Here is an 11,062-nt window from a genome sequence, read left to right as displayed (position 1 = left end):
GAAAAGGCTCGCTGGTACGCTTCCTTCCGGAGGTGAGCACATGCTGCGGAAGATTGCAGGCGCGATGCTGGTCCTGGCGCTGGTGGCTTCGCCTGTCTTCGTCTCCGGGTGCACCCTCACCGGGGCCCGGGCGGGAGGGGCGGGAGAGACGCCCAAGGTGAACCCCTCTCCGCCGCCCGATCAGATGGTGAAGCTAACCCTGTATTTCGCCGACTCCCAGGCCCAGTACGTGGTGCCGGAAGTGCGCGAGGTTCCCCGGGGTAACGCTCCCCTGCCCGACCTGGTGATCCAGGAGCTGATCAAGGGCCCCACCACCCCGGGGCTCGGCATCACCATCCCAAGAGAGGCGCGGCTGGTCTCATCGGTCAAGGTGGAAAAGGGTGTGGCCTACGTCAACTTCAACAAGGAGTTCCAGACCAAACACTGGGGCGGCAGCGCCGGTGAGATGATGACGGTATTCTCCATCGTCAACTCCCTCACCGAGCTGGAAGGGGTGAGGGCGGTGGTGTTCCTGGTGGAGGGAGAGCGCCTGGAAACCCTGGGCCACCTCGACCTCACCCGGCCGGTCGAGCGATGGCAGGACCTGATCGGGAAGTAGAGATCTGGCTTGACAGGGCTGCCCGGCGGTGCTAGGCTCCCTGCGGAACCATGCGAAGCTGGGGGGGCGGCACGTGGAGCCGGGCAGCCTCCTTTTCCTGAGCGAGCTGCTGGGCCAGCCCGTCCGGGCGCCCGAGGGCCAGGTGCTGGGCCGCCTGCGCGACCTGGTGGCCCTGCAGGGCGACGAGTCGGGCCTGGTGCGCGGCTACCTGGTGCGGGGCAAAGAAGGGGGATCCTTCTGGATCGCCCAGGGGGAGCTGCTCTACGCGCCACGCCAGCTGACGGTACCCCGGCCGGCCAGGTCCATGCGGATGTACCGGGAGAAGCCCGAGTACATACTGCTGGGCGAGGACGTGATGGACCAGCAGGTGATCGACCTGCGGGGGCGCAAGGTCATCCGGGGCAACGACATCCAGCTGCGCTGGGCGGAGGGCACCTTCCGCATCATGGGGGTGGACATCAGCCCCGCCGGGTTCCTGCGTCGCCTGGGTGGACCGGGGCTGGCGCGGGCCGCCGCCGTCGTGGTGCGGGCGTGGCGTCGTCCCCGCATCCTGCCCTGGAGCCTGATCGAGCCCCTGGGGCGCCCGGGCGATCCCCTCAAGCTCGCCGTGCCCTGGGAGAAGCTGCGGCGGCTGCGGCCCGCCGACCTGGCCGACATCATCGACGAGCTGGATCGGGAGCGGGTGGCGGCCCTGTTTCAGGCCATGGACACGGCCGCCGCCGCCGAAGCGCTGGCCGAGGTGGACGACCCCGGCACCCGCAAGGCCCTGCTGGAAGTGCTGGGCGCGGAGCGCGCCTCCGACATCCTGGAGGAGATGTCTCCCGACGACGCCGCCGACCTGCTGGGAGACCTGCCGGCGGAAAGCGCCCGTACCTACCTGGAATCAATGGAAGAAGAAGAGCGCCGGGACGTGGACGAGCTGCTCCACTACCCGGAAACCACCGCGGGCGGCCTCATGACCACCGAGTACATCGCCCTCGACCAGAACCTGACGGCGGAAGACACCATCGCCCTCCTCCGGCGCCTGGCTCCGGACGCGGAAACCATATACTACCTCTACGTGGTCGACCCGGAAGGACATCTGGCGGGAGTGCTCTCCCTGAGGGACCTCATCGTGGTCGCGCCCGAGCGGCGCCTGGTGGACATCATGACCCCGCAGGTGATCAGCGTTCCCCTGGACGCCGACCAGGAGACGGTGGTGGATGTCATGGCCCGGTACGATTTCCTGGCCCTTCCCGTGGTCGACGACCAGAACCGCCTGAAGGGGATCATCACCATCGACGACGTCATGGATGTCGCCCTGGAGCGAGGCGGTTGGCAGAGGCAGATCTTTACAAGGAGGTGACGGGGTGCGTGGACGCAGCATGTGGCGCAGAATCCTTCTCTTCCTCGCCGTTATGGGTCCCGGCATCATCACCGGCAACGTGGACAACGACGCCGGCGGCCTCACCACCTACTCGGTGGCGGGAGCCCGCTACGGTACGGACCTCCTGTGGCTCCTCATCCCCGTCACCATACTGCTGGCCATGGTCCAGGAGACATCCGCCCGCATGGGCGCCGTTACCGGCAAGGGCCTGGCCACCCTGGTGCGGGAGAAGTTCGGCCTGCGCACCAGCGTGCTGGCCCTCTCCCTGCTCTTCGCGGGAAACTTCGCTGTCACCGTATCCAACTTCGCCGGGGTAGCCGCGGCCTCGGAGATCCTGGGGGTAAGCCGGTACCTCTCAGTGCCGGCCGTAGCTTTTCTGGTATGGTTGCTGGTGTCGCGGGGCTCGTACCGGGCCATTGAGAGAGTGTTCCTGCTCCTGTCCCTGGTGTACCTGACCTACGTCATCTCGGGCCTCCTCGCCCGGCCCCACTGGGGCACGGTCATGCACGCCCTGGTGGTCCCCCGCCTGTACCCCGAGCCCGGCTTCCTCACCCTGCTCATCGCCACTATCGGTACCACCATCACCCCCTGGATGCCCTTCTATCAGCAGGCTCTGGTTTCCGACAAGGGGTTGACCGCGGGCCAGGTGGGATATGCCCGTCTGGACACCTACCTGGGGGCGGTGATGACCGACACGGTATCGTTTTTCATCATCGTGAGCTGCGCGGTGCTGCTCTACCCGCGCGGCATCATGATCGAGACGGCCGCGGAAGCCGCCGCCGCCCTGGCACCCGTGGCGGGCAGGTACGCCGCCCTCCTCTTCGCCGTGGGATTGCTCAACGCTTCCGCCATGGGCGCCTCGGTGGTTCCCCTTTCCACGGCCCATGCCGTGGCCGAGGGATTCGGCTGGGAATCGACGGTGGGACGGCGCTTCTCCCAGGCGCCCGTGTTCATCGGCCTGTACACCGCCCTCCTCATCCTGGGCGCTGCCACCGTGCTGGTGCCGGGGATCAACCTGGTGCACACCATGCTCCTGGCCCAGACCGTCAACGGCATCCTTCTACCCCTCATCCTCATCCTGATGCTGAAGCTGGCTTCGGACCGCCGCCTTATGGGCCGGCACGCCAACAGCCGCCTGAGCAACACCGTTTCCTGGGCGGCGGCCGGCTTGCTGATCGCGCTCACGGTGGTCCTGCTGCTCTCGACCATCATCCTGCCCTGATGCAGCCATATCCGCCCGCGATGCAGCGATTTCCACGCTGCACGAGCGCCGTGCTCGTATGAGGGATTCACCCCCTCCACAACCTAGTGGTGGAGGTGAGCCCATGGCACGTGGCCAGAAAACCAACCGCGCCCTGGTGCGCGAGGCGCAAAGAGCCCTGGATAGCTTCAAGTACCAGGTGGCGTCGCAGATCGGCGTGAACCCCCCGGCTGACGACTACTGGGGTGACATTCCCGCCCGCCAGTGCGGCGCCGTGGGTGGCCAGATGGTGCGCAGCATGATCCAGATGGCCGAGCAAACCCTCGCCCAGGGGGGAACCCAGGCTCCACCGGCGTGGGCCCGCGGGCCCGGTCGCGGTGAGGCACGACCCTGAGGTCGCCCGGCCCAAGCGAAGTGCGCCCCGCCGATCGGGAAACATGCGCCCGACTGCGAGGTTAACAGCGGGGTGACAGGGGACGACGGCCCCCGCGCGGTGCGGGGGCCGTCCCGATATTGATCCTTACTGCCCGGTGAACATCTGAGTGTACATGTACCCGTATGGTCCACCCCGGGCAATACCGATTCCCACGTGGGTGAAATGCGGGCTCAGGATGTTGGCCCGGTGACCAGGGCTGTTCATGAGGGCCCGGTGAGCCATCTCCACCGTGGGAGCCCCGGCCAGGTTTTCACCCGCATAACGGTATTTCACCCCGGCCCGGTCCATCATGGCAAAGGGCGACCCGTACGTGGGGGACATGTGGCCGAAGTATCCCTTCGCCACCATGTCTTCGGACTTAAGCCGGGCCAGCTTCACCAGGACGGGGTTCACCTGCAGGGCAGGCAGCCCCACCCGGCTCCGCTCCATATTGATGAGGTCGACCATGCGCTGCTCGTCCGCAGTCAGGACTCCCCCGGCGCCCGGCGACGGCGCAGGAGCGGGCTGCAGCGGGGACGGGGCGGGGGCGGGCGACGGCGCTGGCTGCGGGGCGGGCCGGGGCAGCGGCCGCAGGATCAGGATGCCCCGGCCGCTGTATGTAACGTGCCTTGATACGTCGGCCCACGAGGCGGGCGAGTAGCTTCCCGGCGTCCCGGCGGAGAAGAAAGGACCGGCCGCCACCGGCCAGGCGCAGGACACCACGAGAAAGGCCGCCAGGAGCAGCATGGCCGCGAGCCTGGTTCCCTTCGGGCTGGGCGAGTCCATGAATTACATCTCCCTTCCGGCGGATTGGTACATAGATGTTACCTGCGCTGGATGAAAAGATGCAAGCCCGCCATAACCCGGCAGGAGGTGAGGAACGGCGGTGTGCCGGGTTGTGGGGAAGGTTTCTCCTCCTCAGCCAGTGTCTCGCTCGGAAGGAAGCAGAGAGCCGGAGTTGGAGCAATCTCCCAAGCTCCTCAATCCGGCGGGGGCCGGCACATGGGACTGCCGGGAACCAGATCAGGCTTCGGGGGCCGGGTTCCGCCGGGGGAGATAGCCCAGATTGCGCGATACCACCTGCGCGGTGGCCTTCGAGACGTCCACAGCATTCCCGTCTTTCTGCGAAAGGCTCTCGCCCCGTCAACCGCCGCTCCCCCGGCGGGCGAAGGGGCTGGCGGGCAGGCCCCCCGCGGCCTCCGCCATGAGCACCGCCCGCCGCACCGCTTCCGCCACCGCGCGGGCGGCCGCGGTACCGATGGCGCTGAGGTCGCCCCGGACAGACCCGTCGCCGCAGGAAAGGGCAAAGATGGTGTCGCCGTCCAGCATGGTGTGCACGGGGGATATGCACCGGGCCAACCCGTCGTGGGCCATCTGGGCAACCTTGGTGGCCTGCGCCTTATCCAGGGCGGCGTTGGTGGCCACCACTCCGACGGTGGTATTGGGGGAGAATCCGGGCGACCGCCCGTCCGCCTGCTCCAGGAGGAGACGCGCGGTGCCGGCCCAGCCTCCCTCGGGACTCCTGGTGCCCGCCAGGATCTGCCCGGTCTCCGGGTCCAGCACGTCGCCGAGGGCATTCACGGCCACGATGGCCCCTACCACCACGTTCCGCCCCACGCGCAGGCTGGCGGACCCGATGCCGCTCTTGGTGGCCTGCCAGGGACCGAGCAGCTTGCCCACCGTGGCGCCCGCCCCCGCCCCCACGTTTCCCTCCGGGACGGGGCCGGGGCCCGGCCGGGCGTTCTCGCACGCCCGGTATCCCATCTCCGCATCCGGCCTCACCCGGGGATCTCCGATGGTGAGGTCGAAGAGGACGGCCCCCGGCACGATGGGCACCCGGGCCACCCCCGCGTCGAAGCCGTATCCTCTCTCCTCCAGCCAGCGCATCACCCCCGCCGCCGCGTCCAGCCCGAAGGCACTCCCTCCCCCCAGCAGTACGGCGTGCACCCGGTCCACCAGGTTGATGGGGGACAGGAGGTCCGTCTCGCGGGTCCCGGGAGCCGAGCCGCGCACGTCCACACCGGCCACCGCACCGGGCGGGTAGAGCACCACCGTACATCCCGTCAGCGCCACCAGGTCGTGGGCATGCCCGACCATGAGCCCGGGCACATCGCATATGTTGCCGGCCAGGTTCAGGTCCCTCACCTCCCCGTCACCACGGGGGCCGGAGAACCCAGGTGTAGGCCCCCCCAGCAGCGCGGAACACGAAGCGATTACACCTCCACCACCGCGTTATCGATGAGGCGGGTACTCCCGAACCTCACCGCCAGGGCGATCAGCACCCGTCCAGCAATGTCCTCCACCGGTTGTAAGCTCTCCGCGTTGACAATCTCCACGTAATCGATTTCAGCCAAGGGCTCCGCTTCAACAAACTCCACCATCGCCTGTCTCAGGCTGGCTGCGTTCCGGTCCCCGGCCGCGATCCGCTCCTGGGCCATCTGCAACGACTTGAACAGCACGAGACTCGCCCGCCGCTGCTCCTCATTGAGATACACGTTGCGGGAGCTCATAGCCAACCCGTCGGCCTCTCGCACGATGGGTGCCACGATGATCTGGACCGGCATATTTAGATCCCGTACCATGCGCTGGATGACCGCCGCCTGCTGCGCGTCTTTTTGCCCAAAAACCGCCACGTCGGGCTGCACGATATTAAGCAGCTTGGTTACCACGGTGGTCACCCCCCGAAAATGTCCAGGCCGGGAGGCGCCGCACAAACCCTCGGTGAGTTTCTCCACCTCCACGAAAGTGGCATAGCCCGCCGGGTACATCTCCGCCACGGAAGGAGCGAAAACAGCCGCTACTCCCGCCTCCTCGGCTAGCCGGGCGTCCCGGGTCAGGTCGCGGGGGTACTCACCGTAATCCTCTCCCACCCCGAACTGCAGGGGGTTAACGAATATGCTCATCACTACGGTATCGGCAGCCTCCTGGGCGACGCGCACCAAACTCAGGTGTCCGTCGTGCAGGTATCCCATGGTGGGCACGAACCCTATCCGTTTGCCCGCCTGCCGCTGCTGCCGGACAAACTCCCTCATGGTTTGAATATCCTTGATAATTTCCACCCTTTTGCCACCTTGGGTAGATTAAGAGAGCTTGCTCAAAACATCATCGCTAAGCCCGTAACAATGTTCGGCAGCGGGAAATCTCCCGGCTTCCACATCTTCCTTATAAGCTTTGAAGGCCTCGCGCATGATCTGTCCGATCTGAGCATACTGCCGCACGAACTTGGCCGCGTGGCCCGCGAACAATCCCAGCAGGTCGTGGCTAACCAGCACCTGCCCGTCGCATCCCGCCCCGGCGCCGATGCCGATGGTGGGAATGCTTAGCTCCTTGGTAATCCTCTCCGCCAGCGGAGCGGGAACGCACTCGAGCACGATGGCGAAACACCCCGCCTCCTCAAGCGCCTTCGCGTCGGAGATCAGCTTCTTCGCCGTCTCCAGGTCCTTGCCTTGCACCCGGTGGCCCCCTAGCTGATGAATCGATTGGGGCGTAAGTCCGATGTGCCCTAGCACCGGGATCCCAGCGTCAACCATCGCCTTAACCACTGGCACCCTCTCCTTGCCCCCTTCCAGCTTGACCGCCTGAGCTCCCGCCTCCTGGATGAACCGTCCCGCGTTACGCAGAGCGTCTTCTACGGAAAAGTGATACGTAAGGAAGGGCATGTCTGCTACCACCATGGTGTTTTTGGCGCCCCGAACCACTGGCCTGGTATGGTGCAGCATCTCTTCCATGGTCACGAACACGGTATTCTCGTATCCCAGTACCACCATCCCCAGGGAATCTCCGACCAGGATTATATCGATCCCTATTTCGTCCATGGCCCGGGCGGTCGGATAGTCGTAAGCCGTAAGCATGGTGATTTTCTGGCCATTCCGCTTCTTTTCCTTTAAAGAGACTGTTGTCGCTCGTGCCAAAGGACTTCACCTCCTCCTATGGTTGCAAAATCCGCCGCAGATCCTCCGCTTTCTCCTCGGAAATACCGCCCTTCTTCACCGCCACCGCCACCGTGCTCATGCCCAGGATGCGATAAAACGAGGCTAACTCGGCATCCACCTCCCCTATGTGCGCTAAATGCTTGCCAATCGTTGATATATCGCCGCGGGCTATTGGCCCCGTTAACGCCTGAGGAATACCGACTTGCTTGATGTTGTGTAGCGTCCCCTCCAACAGCGGCAGCAGCGCCGGCAGGCACATCTCTTGGGGAATCCCGCTCAAGGCCAAAAGGTCTACCGCCTTGCTGATCAGTGTTACCAGATAGTTGGAAGCCACGCAGGCCCCGGCGTGGTAAAGCGGCTTCGACTCCTGCCGGATGGGGAAACACCGGCCGCCCAAATCCTCAACTATTTTCTGCGCCAAAGGCAAACCCGCCGCATCCCCCTCGATACTGAAGATCGACCCGGGGAGGACTTTTACTGCCTGTTCGCTGGTGGCAAACGACTGTAGCGGATGCACCGAAAGGGTCAACGCCCCCTTTTCCGCCGCCGGCCGCAGCGCCTCGCTGCTTAAGGCGCCGCTCGTGTGAATCACGGCTTGCCCCGGGCGAAAACCGCCTTCTTTAGCTATTTCTTCCGCCACCAGGGCGATAGCTCCGTCGTTGGTGGTAATGAAGACGACCTCCGCGCGGCGGGCCAGATCGGCAGCTCTATCAAAAACCGGAGCGTTGATCAAGGAAGCCAACCGCTCCGCTTTTTCCCGGCTTCTATTCACCACCCCGGCCATCGGGTACCCCTTGGCCTTCAGGATGGTGGCCACCGCGGTCCCTACGGTGCCCGCCCCGATAATGCCGACGCTTAACTCCACCTGGGGCCCCTCCTCCTCCCGGCAACCACCCGGGCCATATCGGGGTCGGCCTTCAACCCCCACACGTCGTTGACGATCTAAACCTCCATCTCCAGGGCCCTCTCACCGATGGACGCCTTGCAGGTATCGATGGAAAGCGGTGTCTTTACCTCCCGCACCAGGTGCTCCAGCACCGGAAAGACCCGCCTCGCCTCCTCCTCGGTGACCGCAACCGCCCCCGGACGGGTCGACTCCCCGCCCACGTCCGGGATATCCGGTCCCTCCGCCTCCATCCTCCCTCATTTCCTCGACCGCAGCCAGGGCCTTCTCCGTGGTTTCGTGCCGCAGCGCGTGCATTCCTCCTACCCTGCCCTGCGGCCATCTTGCACCCCCGCCGACCGACGTGCTACTGTACGAGCTGGCCAGGCGCCGGGTCAACGGGGGGTCACCCGTGCTGCTGACTGTGGACATGGGGAACATCCATATCGTGTGGGGGGTCTACCGGCAGCACGAGCTTCTCTTTCACTGGCGCACCACCACCGGCCGGCACCAGACCACCGACGAATTCCGCCTTCTCCTCGAGCGGGCAACCGGTGCCGGGCAGTTGCCTCCGGAGGGATGCACCGACGCCGTGGTGGCGTCGGTGGTTCCCACCCTCACGGGAGCCCTGGTGACCGCCGAGGCCGCTGGGTGGGCCGCGCACCTCTGGTCCTGGACAGCCACGCGCCCACGGGGATGGAGGTGGACTACCAAACCCCGGGCGAAGTGGGACCGGACCGCCTAGCCAACGGGGTGGCCGCCCACGCCCTGTACGGCGCAGGCGGGCGGCGGCTCTGCGAGCGCAACGGCGCGCACGCGCGAAAACGGAAGGGGCGGCCTCTGGCCGCCCCCAGGCTGCCGGACGCTCGAGGTCACCCCCTGGGAATGCAGGGTGCCTCCACGAACTGGGTGGAGATAAACCCTTCCCGACCGTCGGCCAGCCTTACCCGAGCCCAGCCTTCCTGCACGCCCAGCACGGCGACCTGGGTACCCATCTCCAGTTGAGTGAGGATGGCATACTGGGTGCCCGGGCCGGCCCGCACGTTGACCCCCGAGCCCGTGACGGTTCCCACACACTCCGCCGGCGCGGGCGCCAGAGTCACGTTGGTGACCACCCGGATCTCCCTGGTCTCCAGGACGACGGCGGTGATCACGATGACCTTCTGCACCGAGATGGGGTCGCCCGTGCCCACGTCGCCGGTGGCGAACTCCACCCGGAAGGTGGCCTCGGCCCTCATGCCGGGCGCCGCCTCCGGAATCACCACGAAGTCGCTGAAGTCGGTCGTGTGTTCGACCACGTGCACCGCCTGGTCGTAGGTGCGCCCCTCGTACATGATCTTCTCCTGCAGGGTACCCTCGATGATCACCTTGCGCGGCACCACGATGATCCGGCGGGTGCGGGCTACGGTGCGGATGTCCAGGATCTGCACCGCATCGGGCTTGGTCTCGGGGATGTCGATGACCTCGCGCACGATGGACTGGGTGGTACCCTGCCCGCGCGCCTCCACCACCCTGATGGTGGCGAACTCCACCTGCAGCCCCGGCACGCCGGTCACGCTCACCACCACGTTGATGGTCTGGGTGCGGGTGACCCGGGCACGCACCATGAGGATGATGCGGGCCACGATGCTCCGGCCCTCCGGCCCCACGTCGAAGGTGGCGTGCTCGATGCTGACGTTCGCCACCACCATCATGCCGGGCTGGGCACCGGGTACCTCCACAAACTGGTGGAACGGGATGCTTGCGTGCAGGACGTGCACTGTCTGGGTGGGTACCGCCGCCTCGTAGATGATCTTGATGTCGATTTCACCCTCGATGATCACCTTGTTGGGCAGCGGGCGCACCTCGGTGATGCGGGCCGCGGCCAGGAAGTCGATCACCTGGGCTACGGAGGGCTTCTGAGGCGGCACGGGGATGGTGCTCTGCACCACCGCCTGCCGTTCGCCCTCCCCCACCGTGACTTCGGTGCGGATGGCTTCCCGCTGCACCTGCAGGCCCTCCACCCCGGTGACCTCGGTAACCACCTCCAGCTCCACGGTGCGCACCACCCGGGCGGTCAGGCGCAGGATGGCCACCACCTCCAGGGTCCGCCCGTCGGCCCCCACATCCACCGCCAGGTGCTCGATGTCCGCCGTCACCTGGGCGACCATGTCGGGTTCCACACCGGGCAACTCCACGAAGGCGGTGAAGGCGATGTCACCGTGCACCACATGCACCGTCTGGGCCGGTACGGCCGCCTCGTAGATCGCCTTGACGGACAGGATCCCCTCCACCAGCACCTTATTGGGGACCGTGGTCACCTTGGTTATGGTCACCTGGCCCATGCTGTCGATGACCTGGGTCACATTGGGCTTCTGAGGCGGGACCACGATGGTGCCCAGCACGTTCTGCTGGGTGGACCCCTCCGCCACCACCTCTTCCAGGCGAAGCGGCTCCCGGGTAACGATGAGCTGCTGCCTTATCTGGCTCACTTCTGAACCTCCTTTCCTCCGGGAAATCTCTCAGGCCACAGATACCCCTGGGCTACCATAATATATGCCGGAGGCCGCTCCGGTGGTGAGAAGTGCCACGACCGGGGCGAAGGTATTCACCATAACGGGCGCCAACATATTAAGGCGTGAACCCGGCCGGGTGGCGACGCCCCCGGCCCGGTGCGGTGGCGGCGGC

General features: G+C 66.1%; 12 protein-coding genes. 5 read left to right on the top strand and 7 right to left on the bottom strand.

The window, feature by feature from the left end:
• The first annotated feature begins 40 nt into the window (after positions 1-40).
• The 4 genes from QME70_08610 (at position 41) to QME70_08595 (ending at position 3,559) form a co-directional block, all read left to right on the top strand.
• Entirely contained in the window at positions 41-598 is a 558-nt protein-coding gene (locus QME70_08610) for a GerMN domain-containing protein (protein ID MDI6894655.1), read from the top strand.
• 73 nt (positions 599-671) lie between these two features.
• A complete protein-coding gene (locus tag QME70_08605; GenBank protein ID MDI6894654.1) occupies positions 672-1,943 on the top strand; it encodes a CBS domain-containing protein in 1,272 nt (423 codons plus the stop codon).
• 4 nt (positions 1,944-1,947) lie between these two features.
• Positions 1,948-3,186 carry a divalent metal cation transporter gene (locus QME70_08600; protein ID MDI6894653.1) on the top strand — a complete coding sequence of 413 codons (1,239 nt, stop codon included), beginning with the start codon at positions 1,948-1,950 and terminating at the stop codon, positions 3,184-3,186.
• 103 nt (positions 3,187-3,289) lie between these two features.
• Positions 3,290-3,559, top strand: coding sequence for an alpha/beta-type small acid-soluble spore protein (locus tag QME70_08595; GenBank protein ID MDI6894652.1), 270 nt, complete (start codon positions 3,290-3,292; stop codon positions 3,557-3,559).
• A gap of 126 nt (positions 3,560-3,685) precedes the next feature.
• Here QME70_08595 and QME70_08590 read toward each other — a convergent pair whose 3' ends face one another.
• The 6 genes from QME70_08590 to QME70_08565 all read right to left on the bottom strand — a co-directional run bounded on the left by QME70_08590 (position 3,686) and on the right by QME70_08565 (position 8,649).
• Positions 3,686-4,366 carry a CAP domain-containing protein gene (locus QME70_08590; protein ID MDI6894651.1) on the bottom strand — a complete coding sequence of 227 codons (681 nt, stop codon included), beginning with the start codon at positions 4,364-4,366 and terminating at the stop codon, positions 3,686-3,688.
• Positions 4,367-4,723: 357 nt separating this feature from the next.
• On the bottom strand, positions 4,724-5,716 hold the full coding sequence (locus QME70_08585; GenBank protein ID MDI6894650.1) for a P1 family peptidase: 993 nt from the start codon (positions 5,714-5,716) through the stop codon (positions 4,724-4,726).
• Between the two features lie 77 nt (positions 5,717-5,793).
• Complete coding sequence (gene panC / locus QME70_08580; protein ID MDI6894649.1) at positions 5,794-6,639, bottom strand: pantoate--beta-alanine ligase; 846 nt, start codon at positions 6,637-6,639, stop codon at positions 5,794-5,796.
• A gap of 21 nt (positions 6,640-6,660) precedes the next feature.
• Positions 6,661-7,491, bottom strand: a complete 831-nt coding sequence (panB, locus tag QME70_08575; GenBank protein ID MDI6894648.1) for a 3-methyl-2-oxobutanoate hydroxymethyltransferase — start codon at positions 7,489-7,491, stop codon at positions 6,661-6,663.
• 16 nt (positions 7,492-7,507) lie between these two features.
• Positions 7,508-8,377: a DUF2520 domain-containing protein gene (locus QME70_08570; protein ID MDI6894647.1), complete on the bottom strand. Its 870-nt coding sequence runs from the start codon at positions 8,375-8,377 to the stop codon at positions 7,508-7,510.
• Between the two features lie 77 nt (positions 8,378-8,454).
• A complete protein-coding gene (locus QME70_08565; protein MDI6894646.1) occupies positions 8,455-8,649 on the bottom strand; it encodes a dihydropteroate synthase in 195 nt (64 codons plus the stop codon).
• 158 nt (positions 8,650-8,807) lie between these two features.
• Here QME70_08565 and QME70_08560 point away from each other — a divergent pair, with 158 nt between their 5' ends.
• The gene (locus QME70_08560; GenBank protein ID MDI6894645.1) at positions 8,808-9,140 is read left to right on the top strand and encodes a type III pantothenate kinase; all 333 of its coding nucleotides are present in this window, start codon (positions 8,808-8,810) and stop codon (positions 9,138-9,140) included.
• Between the two features lie 127 nt (positions 9,141-9,267).
• Here QME70_08560 and QME70_08555 read toward each other — a convergent pair whose 3' ends face one another.
• A complete protein-coding gene (locus QME70_08555) occupies positions 9,268-10,866 on the bottom strand; it encodes a DUF3794 domain-containing protein (protein ID MDI6894644.1) in 1,599 nt (532 codons plus the stop codon).
• Between the last annotated feature and the right edge of the window lie 196 nt (positions 10,867-11,062).

Source organism: Bacillota bacterium, from assembly GCA_030019365.1.
Taxonomy (GTDB): Bacteria; Bacillota; Sulfobacillia; order JACIYH01; family JACIYH01; genus JACIYH01.
The sequence above is the reverse complement of the archived record's forward strand: the minus strand, read 5'-3'. Positions and strand labels throughout refer to the sequence as shown.

Coding starts and splice junctions, on each gene's coding strand:
- QME70_08610 (MDI6894655.1), top strand. CDS start 41: ATGCTGCGGAAGATTGCAGGCGCGATGCTGGTCCTGGCGCTGGTGGCT.
- QME70_08565 (MDI6894646.1), bottom strand. CDS start 8,649: ATGGAGGCGGAGGGACCGGATATCCCGGACGTGGGCGGGGAGTCGACC.
- QME70_08590 (MDI6894651.1), bottom strand. CDS start 4,366: ATGGACTCGCCCAGCCCGAAGGGAACCAGGCTCGCGGCCATGCTGCTC.
- QME70_08595 (MDI6894652.1), top strand. CDS start 3,290: ATGGCACGTGGCCAGAAAACCAACCGCGCCCTGGTGCGCGAGGCGCAA.